At 42.4% G+C, this 26,963-nt stretch carries 21 protein-coding genes; 4 read left to right on the top strand and 17 right to left on the bottom strand.

Annotation, left to right across the window (positions count from 1 at the left end; all coding sequences use genetic code 11):
* The first annotated feature begins 38 nt into the window (after positions 1-38).
* Together KA713_16045 and KA713_16040 are read left to right on the top strand one after the other, a co-directional pair.
* Positions 39-755, top strand: a complete 717-nt coding sequence (locus tag KA713_16045) for a glycosyltransferase family 2 protein (protein ID UXE65959.1) — start codon at positions 39-41, stop codon at positions 753-755.
* 2 nt (positions 756-757) lie between these two features.
* Positions 758-2,428 (top strand): glycosyltransferase family 39 protein, encoded by a 1,671-nt coding sequence (locus KA713_16040; GenBank protein ID UXE65958.1) that lies wholly within the window; start codon positions 758-760, stop codon positions 2,426-2,428.
* Here KA713_16040 and KA713_16035 read toward each other — a convergent pair.
* From KA713_16035 to KA713_15955, 17 genes are all read right to left on the bottom strand, one after another.
* Complete coding sequence (locus tag KA713_16035) at positions 2,423-2,791, bottom strand: hypothetical protein (GenBank protein UXE65957.1); 369 nt, start codon at positions 2,789-2,791, stop codon at positions 2,423-2,425. The two genes, KA713_16040 and KA713_16035, sit on opposite strands and share 6 nt — an antisense overlap.
* A complete protein-coding gene (locus KA713_16030) occupies positions 2,788-3,675 on the bottom strand; it encodes a sterol desaturase family protein (protein UXE65956.1) in 888 nt (295 codons plus the stop codon). Before KA713_16030 ends, KA713_16035 begins: the two co-directional genes overlap by 4 nt.
* 49 nt (positions 3,676-3,724) lie before the next feature.
* Complete coding sequence (locus tag KA713_16025) at positions 3,725-4,993, bottom strand: IS4 family transposase (protein UXE69159.1); 1,269 nt, start codon at positions 4,991-4,993, stop codon at positions 3,725-3,727.
* A gap of 214 nt (positions 4,994-5,207) precedes the next feature.
* Entirely contained in the window at positions 5,208-6,098 is an 891-nt protein-coding gene (locus KA713_16020; GenBank protein ID UXE65955.1) for an N-acetylneuraminate synthase family protein, read from the bottom strand.
* A gap of 26 nt (positions 6,099-6,124) precedes the next feature.
* Positions 6,125-6,634 (bottom strand): HAD-IIIA family hydrolase, encoded by a 510-nt coding sequence (locus tag KA713_16015; protein UXE65954.1) that lies wholly within the window; start codon positions 6,632-6,634, stop codon positions 6,125-6,127.
* A 95-nt stretch (positions 6,635-6,729) separates the two neighbouring features.
* Positions 6,730-7,536, bottom strand: coding sequence for an SDR family oxidoreductase (locus KA713_16010; GenBank protein ID UXE65953.1), 807 nt, complete (start codon positions 7,534-7,536; stop codon positions 6,730-6,732).
* Complete coding sequence (locus tag KA713_16005; GenBank protein UXE65952.1) at positions 7,533-8,864, bottom strand: aminotransferase class III-fold pyridoxal phosphate-dependent enzyme; 1,332 nt, start codon at positions 8,862-8,864, stop codon at positions 7,533-7,535. The genes KA713_16010 and KA713_16005 overlap by 4 nt, the downstream gene beginning before the upstream one ends.
* An 83-nt stretch (positions 8,865-8,947) precedes the next feature.
* Positions 8,948-9,886, bottom strand: coding sequence for a transketolase (locus KA713_16000; GenBank protein UXE65951.1), 939 nt, complete (start codon positions 9,884-9,886; stop codon positions 8,948-8,950).
* 148 nt (positions 9,887-10,034) lie between these two features.
* Entirely contained in the window at positions 10,035-10,883 is an 849-nt protein-coding gene (locus KA713_15995; protein UXE65950.1) for a transketolase, read from the bottom strand.
* A gap of 51 nt (positions 10,884-10,934) precedes the next feature.
* Positions 10,935-11,756, bottom strand: a complete 822-nt coding sequence (locus KA713_15990) for a glycosyltransferase family protein (protein UXE65949.1) — start codon at positions 11,754-11,756, stop codon at positions 10,935-10,937.
* Positions 11,756-12,745: a hypothetical protein gene (locus KA713_15985; protein ID UXE69158.1), complete on the bottom strand. Its 990-nt coding sequence runs from the start codon at positions 12,743-12,745 to the stop codon at positions 11,756-11,758. Before KA713_15985 ends, KA713_15990 begins: the two co-directional genes overlap by 1 nt.
* A 233-nt stretch (positions 12,746-12,978) precedes the next feature.
* A complete protein-coding gene (locus tag KA713_15980) occupies positions 12,979-13,524 on the bottom strand; it encodes a hypothetical protein (protein ID UXE65948.1) in 546 nt (181 codons plus the stop codon).
* 78 nt (positions 13,525-13,602) lie between these two features.
* A complete protein-coding gene (locus KA713_15975; GenBank protein ID UXE65947.1) occupies positions 13,603-15,426 on the bottom strand; it encodes a hypothetical protein in 1,824 nt (607 codons plus the stop codon).
* A 171-nt stretch (positions 15,427-15,597) separates the two neighbouring features.
* Positions 15,598-18,426 carry a carboxypeptidase-like regulatory domain-containing protein gene (locus KA713_15970; protein ID UXE65946.1) on the bottom strand — a complete coding sequence of 943 codons (2,829 nt, stop codon included), beginning with the start codon at positions 18,424-18,426 and terminating at the stop codon, positions 15,598-15,600.
* A 237-nt stretch (positions 18,427-18,663) separates the two neighbouring features.
* Positions 18,664-18,963: a type II toxin-antitoxin system RelE/ParE family toxin gene (locus KA713_15965; protein ID UXE65945.1), complete on the bottom strand. Its 300-nt coding sequence runs from the start codon at positions 18,961-18,963 to the stop codon at positions 18,664-18,666.
* Positions 18,948-19,181, bottom strand: a complete 234-nt coding sequence (locus KA713_15960; protein ID UXE65944.1) for a hypothetical protein — start codon at positions 19,179-19,181, stop codon at positions 18,948-18,950. The genes KA713_15965 and KA713_15960 overlap by 16 nt, the downstream gene beginning before the upstream one ends.
* 40 nt (positions 19,182-19,221) lie before the next feature.
* Positions 19,222-20,211 carry an AAA family ATPase gene (locus KA713_15955; GenBank protein UXE65943.1) on the bottom strand — a complete coding sequence of 330 codons (990 nt, stop codon included), beginning with the start codon at positions 20,209-20,211 and terminating at the stop codon, positions 19,222-19,224.
* Between the two features lie 155 nt (positions 20,212-20,366).
* On the opposite strand from KA713_15955, the gene KA713_15950 reads away from it, so the two are divergent.
* A complete protein-coding gene (locus KA713_15950) occupies positions 20,367-22,784 on the top strand; it encodes an MMPL family transporter (GenBank protein ID UXE65942.1) in 2,418 nt (805 codons plus the stop codon).
* A gap of 362 nt (positions 22,785-23,146) precedes the next feature.
* Complete coding sequence (locus KA713_15945) at positions 23,147-26,956, top strand: isoleucine--tRNA ligase (GenBank protein UXE65941.1); 3,810 nt, start codon at positions 23,147-23,149, stop codon at positions 26,954-26,956.
* Positions 26,957-26,963 lie beyond the last annotated feature (7 nt).

Genomic DNA, 26,963 nt, shown 5'->3' with positions numbered 1-26,963 from the left:
ACTGGCAATAGTTTTATTAGTTTGAAAAAAATAGAGAATTGACTTTATCGATTGTCATACCTGCTTTCAATGAAGCGGCCACCATTCATCTCATCCTCTTCAAAATAAAGGACGTTCAATTGATAGGAGGTCTGGAAAAGGAAGTCTTGATTGTGGACGATTGCTCGATCGATAACACCCTAGCAGCCATTCAGAAGTATCAAACAGAAAATCCGGAGCTTTTTATTCGGTATTTTAGAAACGAAAAAAACAAAGGCAAGGGCTTTTCATTGGCGCGTGGACTAAAGGAAGCCACGGGCGACTTTGTAATTGTGCAGGATGCTGATTTGGAATACGACCCGGAAGAATACAACACGTTGTTAAGACCAATGCTTAACAACAAGGCTGATGTTGTGTACGGCTCGCGCTTCATGGGTGGCTTGGCCCATCGTATTTTATTTTTTTGGCACTCGATTGGCAATCGCTTTTTGACGTTCTTGAGTAATGCGGCTACCAATCTTAATCTTACAGATATGGAAACGGGCTACAAGTTGTTTCGCAAAGAAATCATTAATCAAATCTCTCTCAAGGAAAATCGCTTTGGCTTTGAGCCCGAAGTAACAGCAAAGGTGGCACGAATAAAAGGCATTCGGATTTATGAAGTGGGTATTTCATACTACGGCCGTACCTACGAAGAAGGAAAAAAAATAAATTGGAAAGACGGGCTTCGCGCCATCTACTGCATTATCAAATACAACTACTTTTCTAAAAGCTGATTTTGAAAACGAAATACTATCTTCTTTTTATTCCCATCGGCATCGTCTATTTTATTGGCATGTTCAACGATGTGATGGAGGTGGACGCCTCTCAGTACGCTGCCATGAGCCGTGAGATGCTGGAAAGCGGCAGTTACCTGCAACTGTACGATCGTGGATTGAATTATTTAGATAAGCCACCCTTGCTGTTTTGGGTATCGGCATTCTCATTCAAACTTTTTGGCATCTCCAACTTTACATACAAGCTTCCATCCGTACTATTCTCTTTGTTAGGAATCTTTGCCACCTACCAACTGGGCAAGAGATTGTACGGAGAAAAGACAGGGTTCTACTCAGCACTCATTCTTGCCTCGTGCCAAGCTTGGTTTATGATGAACCAAGATATCCGCACCGATACCATTTTAGCCGCCTGCACCATTTTTGGCATTTGGCAATTGTTCATTTTCATGGATCAGCAAAAATTCGTTCATCTTACTTTAGGTTCTATTGGTGCAGCGGGTGCCATGCTCACCAAAGGACCAATTGGTTTGATGGTTCCTGCTTTGTCGATTGGTTTCTTTTTATTGGTAGAACGTGATTGGAAAAATCTATTCAACTGGAAATGGTTGCTAGTGCCTGTTATTGTTACTTTTTGTATTAGCCCATTTCTATATGGACTTTATCAGCAATACGATTTGCAACCAGGCAAGCTCATTCAAGGTGAACCCATTCAATCGGGGGTTAAGTTTTATTTGTGGACTCAAAGTTTCGGTCGAATAACAGGCGAAAGTGTTTGGAAAGATGATACTACCCAACTTTTCTTTACGCACACTTTTCTGTGGGCGTTTCTGCCGTGGTGCGTTTTGTTTGTGGTAGCGCTGTGGCGCGATACCGTTGAATTAGTCAAATCGCGCCTTCATCTAGTGAACGGATATACAGCCCTTACTTGGGGTGGGTTTGTTTTTCCTTTTATTGCCTTCTCCCTTTCGCATTACAAACTGCCGCACTACATTTTTGTGATTTTTCCATTGGCCGCCATTATGTCGGCTAACTTTCTCGGTTGCTTAATGGAAAATGGAACAATGCTTTGGCAAACCAGATGGAAGTGGATTCAACTCTTTGTGTTAAGTCTTGTTTATGCCCTTGGCGTTTTGCTTTGTACATGGGTATTTCCAATGACCAATCCTATTTCGTGGACTGTAGTTTTGATTGGCATTGGCGCGAGCATTTATTTTGTATGGAAAGGAACATCAACTTTCGAAAAGTTGGTTCTGCCCTCTGCCATTGCTATTATCATTCTTAATTTTTTGTTAAACTCACATTTCTACCCAACCTTATTTCATTTTACCACATCCAATCAAGCAGCCAAGATGGTAAAAGCACAAGGTGGTGAACAGAATTTCAAAACATTGAATCAAGTATTGTATGGCTTGGATGTGTATTCGCAACGCACGATTCCGAATTACAGCACGGTAGACGAACTACTAAAAAACAGCAACGATAAAACAATGTGGGTTTACACCAATGAGCCGGGATATCAAGAAATTTTGGCAAGTGGGGCAAAGGTTATGGAAGACAAAAAAATGGAGCACTTTCATATCTCCACTTTATCCATGATTTTCCTGAACCCCAAAACAAGAAGTAAAGAAATTGAGTATAAGTATCTGATAAAAATTGATACTTCTAATTTATGATTTCTTCAAACCAACAATAGCGATTAAGATCAAACTCAAGTAGACATAATCCATTGGTTTGATGGCATCTTTGAAATAAAACACTTCAATTAATTTTACACCTGCTAGGGTAACGCCCATCCAAATGGCAAAAGCGGTTGAGGCCGGAATTTGCTTCATGGCCAATGAGAAAAAATAAATGTTTGCCAATCCAAAGCCAATGTATCCTAGCAAGGGAAAAAGAACAAGCAGGTTATCCGTTGGGTGTTGCGCGATAGCTTGGAATGATATTTTTCTGATTTCAGCAAAACTCAGTTTTTTCAAACTGAATATCCAGCCGATTTCAAATAAGGAAGCAATGAATAAATAAAGCCACTGCATCACACCAGGCTTTCTTCTTTGGCTGACTCGTTTGCTTTGGTAGAAAATAGTCCTGCAAAAAACTTCATCATGCTAAAGCGTAAATTTAAATACCAATCCCACCCCTTTTTCTTTTTCAGCTCGTCTTCATCAAACCGTTTCACAGAAAAGGCATGTTGTAAAAAATAATCTTTCGGGTATTTATAGGGTAGCCCAAACTCGTTGGGTTTTTTGGTAGGAAGATAAGCGGTGCCAAACATCCAATCCCAAAAGGCAAACTTGGTGGCATAGTTCGCAAAGTAGGTTTCTTTGGTTTCGGCATGGTGCCATTGATGCATCTCTGGTCCATTGATAAAATATTGCCACCTGCCTGAGCGGACATCAATGTTACTGTGAATGTACATGCCCCACACGGCATCGATGCAAGCTTTGATTGGCACAACCATTGGATTTGCACCCAACAAAATAATGGGGGCAAATTCAATTGTTTGGTTGATGATGATTTCCAACACATGCGAACGTGAGCCAGCAATCCAATCTACTTCCTTCACGGAATGATGTGCCTCGTGGGTGCGCCACAAAATCTTAGAGTTGTGTTGCCAGCGGTGAAACCAGTAGATATACAAATCGTGCGTGACCAAAAAAAATAGTACCTGCACCCCTATTGGCCAATGCGAAATCAATTGCAACGATGACCATCCAAACTTTACATTAACTGGTTGAATGATGTAATCGAAAATCAAAATTTTCAAAAAGAAACTTTGGATGAGCGTGTACCAAACCAAATCCACCCAAAAGCCTTCACGGAAAAAAGGCAATCCTTTTCTGTAGGGGTACTTTCGCTCCAGCAAAATAATTGTTAATGCGGAAGAGATCAGAATGAGAAAAGTGATGGTCTCGATTTTCATTTCATTGATTTGTGAATTTTGATTTTAGAATCAATGTCGTTAAGTTAAGCTAGATGTGTTTGTAGTTCATATAGTGTTGTTGCTTGGGCCTGTGGTTGCGTGGGTTTTTTCTGTTGGGCCTTACTATTTCCCTTGTGTTATATACAATATCATCAAAGGCGGCAATGGCCTGTTTTATCTTGCTTTTTAAGAACATGCTTATGGCCACTGCTTTGGTATTGGCATAAGCGGTTGTCCTGTTTATTTTCTGGGGATGTTTCAAGTCTTTGTTGGCTGCATATTCTGCTTTTACCTTTTGCTCGATGGGGAAGGCGAAGGCTGCGCACAGGCTCATCATCATGGCCTTGGCATAAATGTCCTGCTTGACCGACACTGCGGATTTTCCTGTGAAGGCTTCGATGTTGACCCTTGATTTGAACATTTTAAAGCCCTCCTCTATGCCCCAACGCAAGTGATAGACTTCTTTAAAGTCTGCAAGCGGATATTTCTGTGTGTCCAACAAAGAGGTACACAGGATTTCGGTAAGGCCATTGTCGAGCAAGACTTTTACTAACCTGCATTTCACTTTTTGTTTCATTTCTGGGTACTGGGCCCCGTATTCTTTTCTGTCTTTGTCAGAGGGTTCAAACACAACTTCACTATCCACTGCGTTGCTTTGCGCAAAGCTGTTGACCTGTAACCACCAGTCCTCTTTCATGCGCACACAAAATTCGATCCCCTTGCCGGCCAGGATACCCAACAACGCTTTGCTTGGATAACCCCTGTCCATGAGCAACAGGTCGCCTGCCTTTACTTTTTCTAAATGCTTGTACAACAACGATTTTTCACTGCCCCCCTGGGCTGCCACTTGCGCATCAAGGGTAAGGTAATTGCCCACATCGTAGAGAAAAGATACCGTTGCCAAGCTTCGCTGTACATCGGCATTGGGGCCATAGCCCACTGTACCAAACCCCTGGGCAATGTCTTCACTGTTGGGCAATAAAAGACGGCTTCCATCCAGGCCAAGCACACGGTGGTTGTTATATCCAAGGTAAGGGGCACCTTCATAAAATTCGTTGCAAACCAACTCATTGAGCTCTAAAAATGCTTCCGGCTTTAATTGCTTGCGGCTTTGGCTAAAAGCACTTTTGGTGATGCCACGGATATTGAATTCCCTTCCGTGGGCCTCACGTATAAACTTGTCCATCTCACGTTGGAGCGAGGAGTTGCCCATCGTTAACATGCTCACTATCAAATGCTCAAAGGGAAGTTTCCGGACCCTTGTAAATGCCCCCTTCGAACCGTCTTTTGAACGGCTTTTAAAATTGTCATTTGATATGTGGTTTAATAGTTTCTCGGATAGGTTTTCTCGGTACTGGTTAGATACAGGTTCGAATGCAACATGCCCCTTATACTATGCCATAAAAATAATCACTTTTAATCGTCATTTCCTTAACTTAACGACATTGATTTTAGAATTGTGTTTTCTGATTCACTCAAAGAAAGTAAGCGAAGTAAGAAAAATCACAAATCGTAAATCTGAAATCGTAAATCTAAACAGTAACCGGCTGATGAATCACTCTCCGCAAGCGCTTCATCGGCTCAAGTTCTGTGTCGTACACGCGCTTCACGCCATCGCCCAAACTTTTTTCAATGTCGCGAATGTCGCGGACCAGCTTTACAATTCCTTGTGGCTCCACAGACGCTGCATGGTCGGAACCCCACATGGCTCTGTCCAAAGTAACATGACGCTCCACAAAAGTTGCTCCCAATGATACGGCTGCAAGTGTTGGTGCCAAGCCCGTCTCATGGCCGGAGTAACCAATCGGTAAATCAAATTGATTGATGAGTGTACGAATCATGTTCAAATTCAATTGTGCAGGGTCGCAAGGGTAAGCAGAAGTAGAGTGCGCTACCATCACATTTTTAGTGCCGGTTAAGTCAATGGCATCTTCAATTTCCATTTGTGTCGACATGCCTGTCGATAACATCAAAGGCCGCTCGGTAGACAACGTTCTTTTAATCAAATCAAAATCAGTTAAACTGGCCGAAGCCAATTTGTACATCACAGGATTGAATTGCTCTAAAAAATCAACGGACGGTTCATCCCATGCAGAGGCAAACCAATCGATTTTCTTTTGTGCGCAGTACTCGTCAATCTCTTCAAACTCCGCTTTTCCAAATTCAGTCTTGCGCTTGTAATCAATGTAGCTCATGGTTCCCCACGGGGTTTGACGTTGCTTTTCCCATTGGTCTTTCGGTACGCACAACTCAGGTGTTCTCTTTTGGAATTTCACAGCATCACAGCCTGCAATGCTTGCCCAGTCAATTAATTTTTTCGCAATCTCTACTGAGCCATTGTGGTTAATCCCAATCTCTGCGATGATGTACACAGGATGCCCAACCCCAATCTTTCTTCTGTTTTTTAGTTCAACATGGTTCATAGTAGTATGGTTTTAGTTGATAATTTTTAATTCGCGTTTACTTTACTATTGATAATTAATTCTGCAAATTCCCTGAAAGCTCCGTGGCCGCCATTGGTTGTGCAAACGTAATGCGCCACCCTTCGCGCAAAGCTCATCGCATCGCCCGGGCAGGCGCATAAGCCAACCTGTTTCATAATTTCTTCGTCATTGATGTCGTCCCCGATGTAGGCAATCTCCTCTTTGGAAATCTTGATGCGCTCCATAATTTCTTGCAATCGTTGCGCCTTGTCCATCACACCCATGTGCAATTCTTTTATTTTGAGTTTCTCCGCGCGCTTCGATACCGGCAGCGAATCTTCGCGTGTGATGATCCCCGTTTCGATGGAAGCAATTTTTCGCAAACGCTCCACACCCATGCCGTCACGAAATGAAAAACGTTTGAGTTCTTCTCCGTTACCGGAATAGTATACTCCATTATCCGTCAGCACACCATCCACATCGGTAATCATCAGCTTTATTTTTTCAGCTCTTCGCTTTATTTCTGTTATTGACATTTCTTTTCATTTAAGATTTAAGATGTTTGATTTAAGATTTTGAGAAGGCATCGCTTAACGCTGGGTTCAAAAATCTCAAATCTGACATCTCACATCTAAATTATCGTCCATCCACCATCCACAACCAAATTCGCTCCCGTCATGTAACTTGAAGCATCACTTGCCAAAAAAACAATGGCCCCCTGGTAGTCGTTCGGCTTTGCCATTCGTCCCAAGGGTGTTCGCTCACTATAATTCTTTTTAAAAAATTCTTGCTGACTATTCTCAACACCTCCTGGTGACAACGCATTTACACGAACATCTTTGTCGCCCCAGTACGCAGCCAAAAATCGCGTGAAACTAATAACAGCACCTTTGGTAGTCGGGTAAGAAGCGGACTTATAAAAAGTTTGCTCCCCTTTTTCATTTTGATAAAGCTTTTGGTCGGGAGCGGTTATACCATACGTAGACGCTATGTTGATAATACTTCCACGTTTTGCTTCGGCCATTACAGAGCCAAAAATCTGACTGCACAAAAACACGCCTGTCACATTAACATCAATTGATTTTTTCCAAAGGCTCAATGGATAATTTTCAAACTTAGAAAGCTCTAGTGCAGCTGTTGGGTTTTCAAACATGTCGTTGATAGCGGCATTGTTCACTAGTACATCAATTTTTCCATAGCGCTCCATCACTGCTTCTTTTGCTTCCATCACCGATACATCGCTCGACACATCCAACCCAACGCCCATGTGGCCATCACCTAGTAACTTCGCCAAATTTTGCGATGCTATTTGGTCGATATCTGCGGCAATCACCTTTGCACCAGCTTCTGCCAACGCATAGCAATGGTGCTTACCCAACAACCCACACGCACCTGTCACAATTGCTGTTTTACCTTTCAATGAGAACAAATCCATCATTTTGCTAGCAATTCTTTTTCTTTAAATGTCCTTTGTACGTCACCCACTTTTCTAAACACAGCCTCTACTGGTTTTCCCTTGAGTTGCTCGGCTACATTGTTTTCTTTCAATGCCGAGGCTAATAGTGGAAGCACCTCCTCATAAGCCGTGAGTGTTTTGGTAATATCTTCGTCTGTGTGGGTAAAGCATACGTTGTGAAAGCCACCCCACAAAATGCCACGCTTAATCATCTCTTGCTGCACAAATGATTTTAAAATCAGTGGGTCACCAGCCGAGGCGTTGAAGGTGATAATAGTGCGGCAATCAAAACCCTGGCAAGTTGTTACGGATGTGAGATCATGCTTCGCAGCTAAGGCATTGTATCCTTCTTTTAATTTCTTTCCTTTCGCGGCCAAGGCGGTCGGTACGTTTTTATCAATCATCTCATGAATGGTAGCTATCGCGGCTGCCATCGACAAGGCTTCGCCTCCAAAGGTGGAATAGAAGAAAACATCTTTCACAAACAATTGCATCACGTCTTTTCTACCTGTCAACAAAGCAATCGGCATTCCGTTGGCAAATGCTTTTGAGTAAACCGCTAAATCGGGTGTGATGCCAAAATATTCTTGGGCTCCACCCACGGCTACTCGGAAGCCCGTCCACATCTCATCAAAAATCAACAGCGTGCCATTGGCCTGGCAGAGTGCTTGAACTTTTTCTAAGAAATTATCTTTGGGTGCTTCAAAAATAAAGGGCTCTAAAATCACGCAGGCTACTTCCTCGTCTAACTTAGCCTTTAGTGATTCAATGTTGTTGTAATCAAAAGTGCCCGACAATTCCTTTATCTCTTGGGGAATCCCTTCCGCGCGACTGGTCGTGCCAATGTACCAATCATGCCAACCATGGTAGCCACAGCACAACACTTTTTTTCGCCCAGTAAAAGCACGAGAAATACGAACAGCAGCACTGCATACTTCCGCTCCGGTTTTTGCAATGCGCACTGCTTCTGCATTAGGTATGATGCGATGAATCAATTCGCTCAACTCCACTTCCAGCGGGTGCATCAACGAAAACGTGATTCCATCTTTCAACTGTTGTTGGATAGCATTGTCAACCGCTTCGTATCCGTAACCTAATGATATTGGGCCAATGCCCATGTTGTAGTCGATGTATTCATTCCCATCCACATCCCATACATGTGCATCTTTTCCTTTTGCCAAGTATTTTGGCGCCACTCCATTAACATACTGTGATGGGCCCTTCGCCATGGTTTGTGTTACCGGAAACATGATTTGCTTCGCGCGTTCGTACCAAGCATTTGAGATGGTGATATCGGGATAGTTAATCATGTGTTGAAGTGTTAATGTGTTAAAGTGCTGATGTTTATTGTCTACCGAATACTGTTTACTGAATACCGTTTACCAACTACCACTCACCTCTTACCGTTTATTTCCTGTGAAACAGTCGCCTCTAAAAGTTCGAGCGTTCTCATTGCAATCTTCTCTGGAGTAAACCCTTCGTGTTCCAATACTTCGCTCAAGCGTGCTGGCGTGAACCAATTTTCATCTAGCGAAAGTGATTGAACATTGCCTGTTGTCTGATGTTTCAATAAAACTTCTGCCACAATCGAATACAAACCACCTGTTTTAAAATGGTCTTCAACAATTACCACCAACTCACTTTCTTGTGCCGCGCGTAGAATGATTTCTTCATCCACCGGTTTTAGGCTTCGCATGTTTACCAAACCAACGGCCTGACCTTGCTCCTCTAATATTTGCTTGGCTTGATAAACTTGGTTGAACAACATGCCATACACCAAAAAAGTAATCGTAGCGGGTTCGTCCACTACTTCAGCTTTGCCAATGCGAAAATTTTTATCGTGTTGATAAATTGGCTTAACCAAATTGGCACGCGTGTAAGATGGAGATTTTGATTTCCAAATTTCAGGCATCATCACCAACATATCTTCTTCATCAGCAGGGGCAAATACCTGCATGTGAGGAATGCCGCGCATGATGGAAATATCTTCGATCGCCTGGTGTGTTGGGCCGTTTCCATCTGATAAGAGACCCGGAATAAATCCCGTGAGCTTCACAGGCAAATTGGCGATGCCAACATCTGTGCGGATAAATTCAAACGCCCGCATGGTAAGAAAAGCCGCTAAGGCATGCACCACCGGCACACGCCCGCGCAGTGCCAGCCCTGCAGCCATGCCAATCATCGTTTGCTCGGTGATACCCGTATCAATAAATCGATTGGCAAGTGCCGGATTATTGGGAATATTTCGAATCAGTGCACGGTTCTCTGCCGTCATGATGATGAGCCGATCATCGGTTAGTGCTAATTCGGTTATTAATTGTTCGTAGGTCATTTTCAAAAAGAAGTTAGAAGTCAGAATTTAGAAGTTCGAATGCTTTTCTACTGCTTACCTATACCATTTACTACTTACTACCTTATACCATTTACTATACTCACGCATAAGACCCAATGCCTAAGCCCCAATACCTTATACCTAAGCCCTACCTTACCACCAATGTCTCTGAGTTTAACTCCGCCATTTTATTTTCATGCAATTCTTCCAACAACGCATTCACTTCTTGGTGTGTGAAATTGCAGAACCACCGATCGGCTCTGCGTTCGATGCTCGGCAAACCTTTGCCACGCACCGTGTGGGCTACTACAATCGTTGGTTTTCCATTTCCAAGGGGGAGATGGGTAAATGCTTCTTCTAGCTTTTCAAAATCGTGACCATCCACATCCACAGCATTCCAACCAAAGCATTCAAATTTTTCCTTGATGGAGTTTAGTGGAATGAGTTCTTCAGTGGCCACATTGGCTTGAAAATAATTTCGGTCCACAATCCAAATCAGGTTATCCAATTTGTGCGCAGCCGCTACCAACGCTGCTTCCCATACCGAACCTTCGTTCAATTCTCCATCGCCAGTAACGACTACGACTTTATTGGTTTGATTTTTCAACCTGCAATCAAATGCGACACCCATGGCTACCGAAGGCAAATGCCCAAGCGAACCCGAATGAAATTCTACTCCCGCAATATTGGTGTTGGGATGCCAGTAGATGTGGTCATTCGCTTTCAGGTGATTATCCAATCTTGACTTTTCAATGAAGCCCATCTCTGCAAATAATCCGTACAAGGCCGGCACATCGTGTCCTTTCGACAAAAACAGATAATCGCGAAGCGGGTCTTGTAAATTGTGAGGAGTGACATTCAAAAATTTTGAATAAAGAAACACAAACAAGTCGGCACAGGAGAGGGAAGCACCCGTAAAACACCCCCCGTCTGTGGACAAGCGAACAATGTTCTCTCTTACCTTAAGCGCTAGTTCTTTTAATTCGATGTTAGTCATTTTGATGTGTTGATGTGCCAACGTGTAGATGTGTTGAAGTTCTGACAATCACTAATTAATACCTACCAAAACCCTTGTCTGTTCTTTTCTAATTGTTTTTAATTCATCTAAATGATTTCGATACCAATTCACGCCTGCCCACTTACTATTGATTTCCATTAATGAAGGATTTTCATCCAACAGGTTTAAAATATCCTGAATAGAAAAATGCGGATTCATCGGGTACAACTTTTCATAAACTTGTTTGATGAATTCGTAGTCTTCGGAGTAGTCAATTGTCCAGCGGTGGCTCATCGAATAATCCAAACCTGTTTCCCATCGCACGTTTCCAATTCTAAAGTGATTTGGTCGCTCCCAGATGAATGGTGTAGTATGTTCAAGCTCCATGGGTGAGATGGCGTTTTCCCATGCTTTTTCCAAAGCAGAAAAGGACATGATCTCCACATCGTTTCCATCCGGATACGTGGCAGGATGAAGGTTGCTCACATAATCATACTTTCCTTCATTGGAAAAGTAATAATCAATGACGATGTCAATAATGGCCGGGTCAATCAACGGGCAGTCGGATGGGATTTTTACAACTTCAGTGGCCTTATATTTACTAGCTGCCTGATAGTGCCTATCGAGCAAATCAAATTTGCTGCCTCTGTATACTTCAATTTGATGCTGTTCACAGACATCCACAATGGCATTGTCTTCTTCGTGTGTGGTAGTGGCAACTATTACCTTGCCTACATTTTTGGCGGAAGCCACGCGTTCTACCATTCTTATTAACAGTGGCTCTCCACAAAGCGGCAGCATCGCCTTGCCGGGCAAGCGCGTAGAACTTACCCTCGCTTGAATGACCGTGACTACCTTTCGCTCTTTGCTCATTAGCACGCTATTTTTTGGTATTGCTCTTCGATGGTGGGCAATTCGTGATATAAAAAATCTTCTTTGCTTCTGTTGTATTCCAAATAGCGCCTGCAAATCTCTGCGATGTGAGCAGCAGACCGACCAGTGTTTTGTATGGGCGATTTTTTCTTTAGCTCTTCCAAATTAAAATAGGAATGCACCTTTTTGCCCAAGGCAATTCCCACATATACTACCGTTGAATACTGCGTTATCAATTCTTCACAATGAACAATCATGTGGTTGATGTTGCCCTCTGTGTAAATCAAAGCTTGGGGTGCATTCTCCTTTATTTCACGAATGGCGCGATCTTTCTTTTCGTTGGGGTGAAGTTTGAAAATCAATTGCCGACCATTGGCTTTCTCTACACACGCGCGAATAAACTTGGGGCGGTTTTCAAAACCCATGCATTCGCGAATGTCGGATGTGGCTACCAACACAAAGTTGCGGTGCGGAAAATTGTTGTACTTGAGTGCCTCCACATTGTCGAAGTTGGGAATGCCCGTAACAATCAATTTATGTGGGTCAGTGCCCATTTTTTGAAAGTGCTCTCGGTATCCTTCGCTCGCCACACAATAAATATCGCAGAGATTGGAGGTGCCGTTGAGGGAAGTATTCATGGCCCAATAGCGAGGCAGGTTAAGTGCCTTAACTACTTTAGAAAGTGGCGTGACTACATCCGTCATTCCCTCTTGCACCCAAATTGACTTTAGTTGACGGATAGACTTTGGCACCAATAAATCACTGCACACTACTGCCAACTCGTATGTATTATTATAGACAGATTGCGCGTAATCGTTTTTGAGTTGATGTTGTTGGAGATAGTTCTCTGATTTCTCCCGAAACTGCCCAGCAAGAACGGTGCTTTTGGCCACGCCCAGTTTTAGCATCTCTTGTATAATGATATTGTCTGAATAAAACTGAGAAAAATAACAATCGTACTCGGGCAGATGCGATGCGATGGCGTGCATCTGTGTTACTTGATTAAGCGAACCGACAGTAAATAAAATCTTCTTCAACGCTCCCTTCTATTTTGATGCAAAAGTAGATCAGGAATATTACTTTAAATTTTAGTGGTTGTAACCAAACGGTTAAGTTTTTAACATTCAGTTTATGTTAACTTAACGTTTGAGTGAAGATTTGAAAATAGAGGACTTATTGATTTTGATTCCCGTTTACAGAGGTTGCTTTTTCTAATTTTCTATTATGGAGTCTTCCATTGCCGTAACTTTGTATCATAATAAACTCGCCCATCCGGAAATTCTATCCACTCTTCACTTGTTTTGTTAGGCTGATATCTATCTAGGTTCTCTCCCTTCACCATTTGATCAAACAAGAATTCGGCACGCTGCTTCAATGTTTCAGGTTTCATTTTCCAGGTACGAAACACTTCTTCATATTCAACAATAGAGCCATCCAAAGCAAGCTTTAATTTACCTCCTATGGCCACACGTTTTTCTACAAGACTGGGTGCGCCTCTGCTCATCAGAAAATAGATTGTCTTGTCCTTTGATGGGAAATAAGAGTCTAATCGATGTCGGCTTTGTTGTTCTTGATAATGTTCGTTATGCTCTGCAGCAAACTTAGTTTCATGGCTTGCACCCCGAGGTAAATCTGAAACGTACCTCATTACGCTTGACATAAATTTGTCCTCTTCTTGGGGAGATAAATGATCGGACGGCAAGTAGCTTTTCTTGTTTTGGCAAGAAAGGCTAGTTAGAAGCAAAAAGAAAATAAAGAGTTTTTTCATGGGTACAAAGATAAAAAAAGACCTACCGAAATGGTAGGTCTTTTTAGTAAGAGAACTTTGGTCGTTTAAAGAAACCAATTAGTAAGCTTTACTTATCGGTTGGAACTCTGCCCATCCGTCTGTCCAATCAGTAGTACCGAATGCGCCACGGTAAGTTACAGCTGTCCACGTAAAGTTATTTCCGTTGACCAATTTCGCTTCTGTTGCGAAGTTAGCAACACCTGCGGTTGTAAGTGTACCAGATGTTACCGCAAAGTTAGGATTAGAGGGATAGGTTGCAATCGTAAAACCAGAGAAGAACAATGCTGGATTGATGCCCATTGCTGTGTAAGGTTCAATAGAGCCGGCAGGTGTACCCGCAACTGGTGACCATGGGGCGGCACCCGTTGGTATCGTCACAGAATTATTGTTAGAAGTCCAGTAATTATTTATCGCAGTTGCATCAGCACTTCCAATATTTGTAGTAAACGCTGCTACTGTCGCTCCAACAGTTGTTGTTGGATTGGGAACGGTCAGGGTATTATGTGTGTGTTTGCCAGTAATTGCTGCTCCGTTTGTTCCAGCTAGGTTGTCCAAAGTTGCTTGATCATCTAAACGCAAACCACTAGGGAAACCTGAGAAGAAAGAGTTGAAAATCGAGATGGCCGATCTTCTTCTGATGTGAAGTGCATTTTGATAGTTCCCTGAAATAGCACGGGTAACTAAACCTGAACCCGTGCCAGTATTAAAGTCACGTGGCCCTAATACAGTAATGTTCGAGAATACACCTCTGGTATATCCAGCAGCACCTTGAGGAGTGTCTGTAACGGTTGCCTGATTATCGCTTTCAAAACCATTTGAACCTGACTGATCTGCAAAGAAAGGGTTACGTACGGCTAAGCCGAACTGCACATTACCACCCCAACCAAAATCAGTATCAAAATCATCATCCCAAGCACTAAGTGAAACCAAGTTTTTGGCATTAACTGTTCCGCCAAACCACTCGAAATTGTCATCGCCACCAAAAGAGGTTTGGATAAATTCAATGGTTGTTGCATTACCAACACCGCCCATTGTCAAACTGTTAGTCTCATTGTTGGGAGTCAATTCAACGCCCGCATATTCAATGCGAACATAACGTAAGGTACCAGAATTGGCGTTGGCATTCGTAGTGGGGCTGGTAGTATTTCCGTAAGTTTTCGTGGGGGTGATACCTTCTGCCGCAGGAGTTACGGTTTGGTTAACCCAAGCATTTCCTAAAAGTAGAATTCCGCCCCAGTCACCACGATCGCGTTCGCCTACATTTTGAGCTGAAGTAAACACAATTGGGTTGGTAGCAGTACCGTTTGCAATCAACGTACCGCCTACCTCAACAAGGAGCGTACCTTTGGTTGCCTTGTCTCCTAAAACAACTGTTCCTGCAGGAATTGTCAATGTAATACCGCTTGGAACAAACACCTGCCCTTTCAATAAATACTTTCTTGCTGCATTAAGTGTTTGCGTAGTTAAATTACCTGTCAATTCAATGATCGGGTTGCCCACGGTTACCACATAAGAAACCACCAGCGAAGGGAATTGCTTGCTATCTACTGCTTGGAATCCGATTACATAAGTAGAGCCCACGATTGCGTTTGCGGGAATATTAAAGGTAAAATCTTGAGCAAATGTACCACCTGTAAATGTCAAATCAGGATATGCAGAGCTAGATGAACCGTTCACGGTAATTTGCACGGTACTTCCACCATTTGGCGAATTAACCGAAACGTTGGTTGTAACGGATGAGCCTGGCAAATTCGATGCCGTGGTCGAAGAAAGTGTTAGTGTAGGTGCCGGTTTTGAGGCTTCTGTCTTATCGCAAGACTGAAGGAACAAAACAGAACCCATCGCCAATAATGAGATGAATGCTGCTGTAATTTTTTTCATTTGGATTATTTTTTATTAGTCGGAGCAAATGTATGGCTACAAAAAGACCGCTTCATTAAGGCTATTTTACCAAATTGTTAACAAGCCTAGTAGAATGAGGAGATTATGACTAGCAATAAAAGAGCTGCTTCGGGTGAGGCAGCTCTTCTTGAAAACCATATCGAACAGAATCTACTTTAATGCAAACTTCCAACTTGCACTTAATGTGTACTGAGAGCCAATTCGGTAACTTTGAATTAAATCCTCCTTCAAATCAATAGATTGATCTCTATTATTGTCTTGCATTAACCAATACCGTGCATTCAATAAGTTTTGCGCATTAAATTTAACATCAAACTTTTTCCAGAAGGTTTTTGATAATTGTAAGTCCAACGAATGACGTGGCATTTCCCACCAGCTTGGGAACAAATCATCACCTACTGCAAAAATTCTGGGGCCAAACACATTGTAACCAATATTGACGCCATAGCCTTTTTCTTCATCGAAGTAATACAATCCGGTATTGATGATGTAAGGCGATTGACCTTGCAAAGGACGCTTTTGATCTAAGTTAGCAAATTGAGGATCGTTGGGAATTTGCACCTCACTTTTAATCCAAGATGCATTTAGGTTAAAAGTTGTGTTTCTGAATAATCGATTTACACCCAACCCTGCCAATGATTTCTTAAACTCTAATTCAAAGCCCCAGTTGATTGCTTGCTTTGCATTGTTGTAAGTCAACTGTGGATTTTCTGCCGTACGTTGTAGGAAAATCTCGATTGGATTTGCAATGTATTTATAAAACGCACCTACACTGAAAGTCTCTCCAGGGTTTGGATACATTTCATAACGCAAATCAAAGTTATCAATGTTAGCAATTTTCAAGTTTGGGTTTCCAATGATTGCCGCTTCGTATTCAAATGCGTAAAATAAGAACGGAGCAATTTCCCTGAACTCAGGGCGGTTAACTGTTCGGCTATAAGCGAAACGAATGAGTTCGCGGTCTGACACGTTAAATGCCGTGTTCAAAGATGGGAGCGTTGAAAGAATTGAATTGTCAACGTTTACCGGCTTTGACGCATCACTTCCTTCAAAACCTTTCAATGTTTGTCGAAAATATTCTAACCTTAAACCAGTCGCAAAATCAAACTTTCCGACTGGAAGGTTACCACTTAAATACCCGGCACCAACCAAACCAGTGCCGCTATATGAATCACGTGGCTGTGTATTATCTCGAATAGCTAAACCTCCTATTCTACTTATGTTTTGAGGCGACAAAACAGTTGATAATGGTTGAATGACTATTTGTGTCACCGCAGAAGGATCGGGAGCAATATAATTTATTGTTCTTGCCATAAAAGATCTTTCTTTATAGTCTAAGTAGTAACCAGCTTTCAACTGTGCCTTCCGCTTTTCTTTTGAGCTAGTCAGGCTTTGGTCGAAGTTAACACCATGAGAAAAACCTTTGTCTTTCAAAGTAGACCAAAACCTACCAGTCTCCGTTAAGCTTCCAGCACTTGGCAAAATGATTTCAAAGGGATCTGTCTCAGCCGCAGTTTTTAATCTCTGTGTTCTAAACCTTCTGAAATCAGGTTCATTACGATCGATAAAACTTGTCCCTATTACCCAGTTAATCTTTGATTTGCCTGAGCTACCAAATTCATGAAATCCCTGTAGCTGTCCAGAATAGATGCTGCGTGATAAATAATGATAAGCATAATTCCTTAAGTCTTCAGATATCTTTTGAGCAAAATCATTACCTATTCTAAGAGTTGTTTCGTTTTGTCCGATTTGAACGAATAAGTTTTTGAACTCAATCTTGTGCTTTGGATTGAGCGCGAAACTCCAATTATGCATTGCACTTACTTTAACATTATTAGAAAAGAAATTGTCAAAGTACTCAAATCTTTTAGGGCTATTTGTTTCTTTAATCTGATTGTACCTTAAAAATTGCGCAACAAAAGACTGGTAACTATTGCTATACGACAGTGCCGTAATATTTCGTGCGCGAACGCTGCCAATATTAAATCCTTCCGAGATGGTTAGATTAGAACCCCAATCAGGAGATGCAGTTCTTGTTGTATAATCAAAGTTATTAGTGAGCGACTTACCTGAGGACTCAAGTAGAGATCCATTTACGTTGGGGTTTTGTAATACTTGAGTTGAAGGAAGTGTTGATGGTAAAGACCTAAATCCATCATCAAAACCGAATTTATCTGTTGAACTACCCCTCGATTGCGAATAGTTTTCAAAACTAGTCCCTTGACGTAATCCAACGTTTACTCCGAAACTTATAAATTTCTCATCCGTTGGATTTTTTGTCACCATCTGAATAATTCCACCGGCAGCATCACCTGGCAATTCAGGTGTGGCTGATTTGTAAATCAACAATTGATCGAGTGCCCCCGCGGGAATTAAATCGAAAGAAAAAGACCGTTTGTCAACTTCTGTACTTGGGCCAACTGCACCATTTATCAAAACTTGATTATATCGTTCGGGCATTCCACGAACTACCACAAAACGATTGTCTGTGATAGTAACACCTGACACGCGTTGCATTACTTGGGCTGCATCTTTGTCTGGCATCTTCACAATCTGCTCTGCCGAAATACCGCTTACTACTAACTTGCTTTCTTTAATACCCATCATCAGCGACACATCATTGTTTACTTCGCGGGTGGCCGTAACCACTACTTCGGCAAGTTCAGCAACATCTTCTACCAAGGTTACATCTACCGTTGTTTTTTTTCCGCTCTCGACCGTTACGTCCGCAACTGTTTGGGTCTTGTAGGTGACAGATGATATGACGAGCACATACGTACCCGGTTTTAAATTCGAAATAGTGTAGCCACCCTCGAGATCGGTGGCAGAACCCACTGACGTGCCCTGTATAACAACATTGGCACCAATGAGAGCCTCTTTGCTTTTAAAGTCAACTACAGTTCCGCTAATGGAACCATATTGTGCCTTTGCTCCTAATGAGAAAAAACAAACCAAAGCCAATACGTAAATTTTTTGCATACCTTTAAATTTGGCGCAAAGGTGGCAATGGCATGTTACCTAGGTGGGTCGCCATTATTAAGGAATTGTTAAGAGATTGGGTCAATTTCTTTTTAAAAAGGCCTTTTAAAAAAGTAGATTCTCACCTCAATTCATTTAACTCAACTGAAAAACAGGTATTTACACTGCGACTCAAGATAACATTGGGTTGATGTTGCCGTAAAGAAATTAATATTTGGTTAACAGATTATCTAGCCTTTACAATTTGAAAGGCCTTTTTGCTGGGTCTCTTCTCATATCCCAAATAGCAAGAACAAACACGGTTTTATCATCGAATTTGTAGAATAAAAGGTAATCACGAACCACTTTTACCCGAACACCTTCAGCAGATGTTCTTCTTCCTGTTAATGGGTTTTTTGAAAGCCATTTGGTGGCCTGATGAAAAAGAGTGCTTAGTTTTTTTGGATAGACATTACTTTGATTTCGTTTTAACCAATACGCTAGAATAGCGTCTTTCTCTAAGGCTGCCTTCTTAGCCCAAATTATCTTCCGAGCCATTCAGAAGCTCTTTTCTTTACTTGGGCATCGGTCAGGTACTCACCTTTAGCAATTTGACTTTCACCTTGCCGAATTGCATCCTTTTGTTCTTTTGAAAGCAGCAAAATCTCAGATTTTGAGTCGTCCTTCATAAGCGAGTAAATATCATTCAAAAGAACTTCGTCTTGCGAGCTCTTTATTTTAGAGATTAGCTTTCGCTTTACATCTGCAAATGACATCTTGGTTATTTTAACTTCAATAAAGTTATGAGAAACCTATCTATTTCGCAATCGGCACTTTCTGCAACAGCACTTTAACAATATCGGCTGTCTTCACATTGTCGGCCTCGGCTTCGTAGTTCAGCAAAATACGGTGGTTCATCACATCCAAGGCTACTTCTTTGATGTCTTCGGGCAGCACATAATCACGGCCATCCATGTAGGCAATGGCTTTGGAAGCCAAGTTGAGGTTGATGCTGGCGCGGGGCGATGCTCCAAATTGAATGTATTGCGCCTCGTGGTCGAGTTTGTATTCTTTGGGTTTGCGTGTAGCCGTTACCAATTCAATAATATACTTCTCCAGCGATTCTGAGATCTTTACTTTGTTTACTTCGTTACGAATTGCAAAAATATCTTCCTTGGTCAGCACTTGGTTTACTTCATAGCCGAACTGCATGTTGGATATCCTGCGCATGATCTCCAGCTCCTCTTCTTTGGTAGGATAATTTACAAACACTTTCATCATAAAGCGGTCTACCTGGGCTTCGGGCAGTGGGTACGTACCTTCTTGATCGACTGGGTTCTGTGTCGACAAAACCAAAAAGGGTCTGTCTAGCGTAAAGGTTGTTTCACCAATGGTTACTTGTTTCTCTTGCATGGCCTCCAACAAGGCCGATTGTACCTTGGCGGGGGAGCGGTTGATCTCATCGGCCAAAATAATGTTGGCAAAAATAGGGCCTTTCTTCACCTCAAATTTTCCGTCCTTTTGGTTATAAATCATCGTACCGATCAAATCGGCCGGAAGCAGATCAGGTGTAAATTGTATGCGCTGAAAATCCAAGTGCAATACCCTGGCCAAGGTAGAGATGGTAAGCGTTTTGGCAAGGCCGGGCACACCCTCTAGCAATACGTGGCCATTGGTAAATAGGCCAATCATCAGGCGATTGACCATGTAACTCTGGCCTACCACCACTTTGGCTACCTCGTCATATACCTGTTGTATTTTTGCTTTGTGCGTTTGATGCAGTTCTGAGCTTGTGCCTAATGACATATCTGTTTCTTTTCCGTTTAATCGAACGGCAATATTAAAGATTTGTTGGGTAGGTTTAAAGTACTTTGTTCTGACAGGGGCTTAAGAGGGGTACCTTCCGGTTGATTTTTTTCGATTCTGTAAGCCCAAAATTTCCTTAGATTTGGCGTTCTTTTATGTGGACAGGCATCGCTCAATTCATTATTAAGTTCCGGATGTCACTCATTGGGGTGATACTGGCCATCACTGCTTTTATGGGCTATCATGCCACACGGGTGCAGATGAGCTACGACCTAAATCGCACTGTGCCGCTGGATGATCCCGAAATGGTGTTCCTGCAAAAATTCAAAGAGCAGTTTGGCGAAGATGGCAACATCATTGCGGTGGGCATGCGCGATAGCGCCATCTACAAAATCGAAAACTTCAACCGCTTTCGCGAACTCAACAAGCAAATCAAAACGATTTCTGGTGTAAACAATGTGCTGAGTCTGCCCGAAGTAAAAATCATCCGAAAGGATACTGCGCACACCCGCTTTTATTTAGATGCTCTTTTCCCCAAAGAGATCAGCAGCCAAACGCAGTTGGATAGTTTGATGAGCGCACTGCGAAACCAAAAATTTTACATGGGTCAGTTGGTAAATGAAACCAATGGTGCTACCATGATGCTCATCTCCATCAGCAAAGAAGTGATGAACTCGGAAAGGCGTATTGCCATGACAAATGATCTGGTTGCCTTCGGCAAAGAATTCACCAAGGCAACGGGCATTGAACTTCGCTATGCAGGCATCCCGTTCATCCGCTCTGTAATTGCAAGCGAGGTAAGAAAAGAGATGCAGATTTTCTTGTACCTATCTGCCTTCGTTACGGGTTTCATTATGTTTCTGTTCTTCCGGTCGTTCCGTGCCGTGCTTTTTTCCATGATCATTATTGGCATTGTGGTGGTGTGGGTGATGGGCACGTTGGCTTTGTTCGGTTATAAAATCACGCTTCTGAGTGGATTGATTCCGCCCGTCATCGTGACCATCGGCATCACCAATGCAATTTATTTGCTCAACAAATACCATTTAGAATTTGCCAGGCGCAGAAACAAAGAAGAAGCCATTGCCGCAGTAGTGAACAAAATGGGGTTGGCCATGTTTCTTACCAACTTAACAGTAGCCATTGGGTTTCTTACTTTATTAACCACCGACATTCTTGTATTGCGCGAGTTCGGTATTGTGGCCGGCATCAACATCATGGCGCTTTTTGTGGTGAGCCTCATCATGATCCCCGGTATTTTTTCTTGGTTACCCGAACCGGCCCCCAAGCATTTGCGTCACCTGGATTTCAAAATATTAGGCACATTCTTAAAGTACAACGATCTGATCGTTCATCGCTATCGCCCTGCCATCTACATCGCCTCTGTGGTCGTTACGGTGGTAGCTGCCATCGGGATGCTGAGGCTTGAGTCGGTTTCATATATGGTAGATGATGTGCCCGAGCAAAGTCAAATCAAGAAAGATCTAAAATTTTTCGAAGCCCATTTCAGTGGCATTCTTCCCTTGGAGATTGAAGTGAACACGGGGAAAAAGCGAGGCGTGTTGAATTTGAAAAACTTAGAAAAGATAGACGAGTTTGAAGGCTTTATCGATTCCATTTCCGTGGTATCACGGCCTGTTTCAATTGTCAGTTTGGTCAAAGCCTCCAAGCAAGCCTTCTATAATTACAACCCCACCAAATACGCGTTGCCCACCAAGGCCGAAAGTGGTTACATCCTTCGCTACATGAAAGGCCAAAACGATAACTCGGGTTTATTAAAATCATTTGTTGATTCTACCTTCACCAAAATGCGCATCTCTTTGCAGATTGCCGACATCGGTTCCAAGCGATTGGATTCGTTGGTGCATACTGTGATTGAGCCTAGAATGAATAAAATTTTTGAAGGCACTAGCATTACCACCAACGTAACCGGGACTACCAAACTTTTTATTAAAGGCAATAAATTTCTGATCGATAATTTACAGGAGAGTTTGTTGTTGGCTGTAATTCTGATCACCCTCTCCATGGCACTGCTATTTGCCAACGTGCGCATGATCATCATTTCGCTAGTGCCAAATCTGATTGCGCTGATGATTACCGCAGGCATTATGGGTTATTTGGGGATTGATTTAAAGCCGAGCACCGCGTTGATTTTTAGTATCACGTTTGGTATTTCGGTAGACAACTCCATTCGCTTTTTGGCCAAGTATCGCCAAGAGCAATTGGCCAACGGATTTTTTGTTCCTGTTTCGGTGAGCGAAAGTATTTTAGAAACGGGCAAGAGCATTATTTATACCTCTATTGTTCTTTTTGCCGGATTTATTTTGTTTGCCTTCTCTTCGTTTGGCGGAACGATTGCTCTGGGTGTATTAACCTCTACCACACTGGTAATCTCGATGTTCACCAATTTGATTTTGCTGCCTGCATTGATCATGACCTTCGATACGGCAAAAAAATCAAAAGACGAGAAACTGCTCATCGATGATTTTGACCCCGGCTTCTACGGGGAAGATGAAGATGTGGCCATCGACCTGAGCAAGATCAAGATTCACGATCGCAAGGGGATTTCAGAGTAAACTCAAAAGAACCAAACTTACCTTGGATCGATGATTGCCCTTTCTGGTGGAAGTGCACAAAATCAAAATCTTTAGCAATAGTGCTCGTAGGCATGTTCCGCTCGTACATCTGATTCAAAACCTTCCGGCCTCTTCCCGTTTTGTGGCAAATTGCTTGGTGGTAGTAAGTATAGTAGGCTGCAACCTAACCATACATGCCGCGATGTCCGCAAACGCCATTAAAGGAACCGCTTGAACCATTGGGCAACACCCATATCCCCCCAATAAGCAACATTTTCCGTTCGTATAGGAGGATTCTTTGTAAAAATCACATCGCAAATACAATTGATACTCACTAAATTGCGCCCTCATTTTTTTTGACCGTGAGCAATTTGAAAAATTTTAACGAATTCAAAGATCTAAACCTGGCGCAAGTAGCGGCAGATGTGCTAACCTTTTGGAAAGAAAAAGGCATTTTCGAAAAGTCGGTGAGCAACCGCGAGGGCAAACCCAACTTCACCTTTTACGAAGGGCCGCCATCGGCCAACGGCACACCAGGCATTCACCATGTTATGGCGCGTACTGTCAAAGATATTTTTTGTCGGTACAAAACCCTACAAGGTTTTCAAGTAAAGCGCAAAGGTGGTTGGGATACACACGGCTTGCCCGTAGAGCTGCAAGTAGAAAAACAACTCGGCATCACCAAAGACGATATCGGAAAGAAGATCTCTATTGAAGAATACAACCAAAAATGCCGCGAAACGGTGATGATGTATAAAGACCAGTGGGACGACCTGACTATGAAGATGGGCTACTGGGTGGACTTGCAAAATCCATACATCACCTACAACAACGAGTACATTGAGAGCGTGTGGTGGATATTGAAAAAGTTTTATGACAAAGGGTTGCTCTACAAAGGCTACACCATTCAACCCTATTCACCCTCGGATGGCACTGGCCTAAGTTCGCACGAGTTGAACCAGCCCGGCTGCTACAAAGAAGTGAAGGACACTTCTGTAGTTGCGCAGTTTAAGGTAATGCGTTACGATAAGTCTAAGTTTCTATTTGGGATTAAATCAGCTTTTAATCAAGAATTTAATGATTTGGATGTTTATGTTTTAGCTTGGACCACCACCCCATGGACACTACCATCGAATACTGCGTTAGCTATCGGAGAAAAAATTAAGTACTTTCAGATTAACACCTATAACCAATACACTTTCAAACCAATTAGTGTAATTATAGCTCGAGACCTTTTTACTAAATATTTTTATTTGGATCAAAGTGGAAACTTAAAATTGACAGATCTAGAAGTAGGATATTCTAGTTCCCATATAACTTCTGAGATGAATTTTGAAATGGCTCTCAAGACTACTTTAGTTAGAGTGGGCAAAATTCAAATTTGGGAGATAGTTAATGAATTTCTCGGTAAAGAGCTGGTTGACTTGCGTTACGAACAACTCATGCAATACGTGCAGCCATTGCACAATGCTGACAAAGCTTTTCAAATCATAGCAGGCGATTTCGTAACCACAGAAGACGGTACGGGTATAGTACACATCTCTCCAACTTTTGGTGCCGATGACTTTCGAGTGGCGCAACAAAACGGCATCCCGCCATTGATGGTGCGCGATGAAGCAGGCAACGAAGTACCCACCGTTGACAAAAAAGGGAAATTCGTTACCGAGATTGGCAAGCATTTGCAAGAAGGCGTAGCTAAATACAAAATCAAAACACACAAGCCGCTAAGTGCCGATGATTTTTATGTAAAGAACTACACCGATGAAGATGAAACAAATCCCGATTACAAGAATACGGACGTCATCATATCCATCATTTTAAAAGAAGAGAACAAAGCATTTAAAGTAGAGAAGTACGAGCACACCTACCCGCACAGTTGGCGCACCGACAAGCCCGTGTTGTATTATCCGCTCGATGCGTGGTTCATCAAAACCACCGCGCTGAAAGATAAAATGGTGGCCGTAAACAAAACCATCAACTGGAAACCAGAATCCACCGGCACGGGCCGATTTGGTAATTGGTTGGAGAACTTGGTGGATTGGAATTTATCGCGGTCACGTTATTGGGGAACGCCACTGCCGATTTGGAGAACTGAAACTGACATTTCAAGCAACCAAAAAAAGGAATTTGTCGTAGGCTCTATTTCAGATTTCGAAAATGAAGGTTGGTACTATGCAGATGAAGCTAAAATTCGCCCCTTCTTAGAATTTTTGACCAAGGTCAAAACGGGTATCTCACTTTCAGCCAATGAACAGCGGTACTGGGAAGAAAACTTCGAATTTCTGCAATTGCTCCCAAACAATCGTGTAATAGAGTTTAAAGATCTTTTGAACGTATTCATAGATCCTGTTGTGTATCTCAGTCATCTAACGCCTGCAAAAGAAGTTATCAAGTCTTTGGACTTGCATAGACCATTCGTTGATAACGTCTACTTTATCGCTAATAATGAAGGGTCAAATACTGGCACGAAAAAAGTGATTTACAAAAGGGAATCCGACCTGATCGATGTATGGTTTGACTCCGGTGCGATGCCGTACGCACAATGGCATTATCCATTTGAGAACAAAGAAGTTTTTGAAAACGCCTATCCAGCCGATTACATTTCAGAAGGTGTGGACCAAACGCGTGGATGGTTTTTCACGCTTCATGCAATAGCCGTATTGCTCAACGACAGCAGTGAGGAAATCAAAAATGTAAATGCCCATGTTGACAACAACGGCAAGGCTTTCAAAAATGTAATTTCCACTGGCTTGGTGTTGGATAAGTTTGGTGAAAAGATGAGCAAGCGCAAAGGGAACGTGATAGATCCTTTCATAGCTCTTGATAAATACGGTGCGGATGTGTTGCGTTGGTATATGATTGAAAATGCACCGCCTTGGGATAACTTGAAATTTGACTTTGCTGGCGTGGAAGAAACGCAGCGCAGGTTTTTTGGCACATTACAAAACACGTATTCCTTCTTTGCTTTGTATGCCAATATCGATGGGTTCAGTAAAGATGAAATGAATGTGACTGGCAAAGAGCACTTGACGCATCTTGATCGTTGGATTCTTTCTAAACTTCAATCGTTGATTATTGAGGTACGCCAATCGTATGAAGAATATGAACCAACAAAAGCCGCACGTGCCATTCAAGAGTTTGTGAACGATCATCTTTCAAACTGGTATGTACGTCTCAATCGGAAACGTTTTTGGGTTGGCAAAATGACCGAAGACAAAAAGGCTGCCTACGAAACATTGTTTGAGTGTTTGATGGTAACGGCTCAATTGATGTCGCCCATCGCGCCATTCTTTGCCGATTGGTTGTATAAAAATCTTACCAACAGCATCCGCGAAAGCGCCAAGAAAAATAATACTCCCTTGCGTTTTGAGTCGGTGCATTTAACCGATTTGGTTCAAGCCGAAACCAAACGCATTGACGCTGAATTGGAGAAATCGATGGAATATGCACAGCGCATTTGTTCGTTGGTGCACTCCATCCGCAAAGGCAATAAAATAAAAGTGCGGACACCGCTGCAAAAAGTATTGTTGCCCGTGCTGGATGAAAAATTTGCCAACCGTATTAAAGGAGTTGAAGACATCATCAAATCGGAAGTAAACATAAAGTTGATTGAATACATTGATGACACTTCTGGTTTGCTGGTGAAAAAAGTGAAGCCAAACCTGCCAAAACTTGGCAAACAATACGGTGCAAAAATGAAAGAAGTATCTGCGGTCATTAGCACACTAGAAAAAACTGAAATTCAAACCTTGGAGAAAAAAGGAACGTTGAACAAAGGTGGTTTTGATTTGGTGTTGGAAGATGTGTTGATTTCTTCGGAAGATATTCCGGGCTGGTCTGTAGCGGCTGAAGGTGGCATCACGGTGGCATTGGATATCACCATTACGGAAGAGCTAAAACGCGAAGGCATTGCCCGCGATTTTGTCAACCGCATTCAAAACTTGCGCAAAGACAAAGGTCTTGAAGTGTTGGATAAAATTTCGATTGAAGTTCAAAAAGACCAATTGCCAAAAGAGCAAGCGGAGTTAGTGGTGTGTGCGCTGACAGAATTTAAAGATTACATCAGCACCGAAACACAAGCCTTGAGTTTGGAGTTTAACGATTCGCTGACAGAGGTTGCCGAAGCAGACATGGACGAGTTTATTTTAAAGGTGAAGATAAATAAGAAATAATTTACCT

The organism is Chryseotalea sp. WA131a (assembly GCA_025370075.1).
Lineage (GTDB): Bacteria > Bacteroidota > Bacteroidia > Cytophagales > Cyclobacteriaceae > ELB16-189.
The sequence above is the reverse complement of the archived record's forward strand: the minus strand, read 5'-3'. Positions and strand labels throughout refer to the sequence as shown.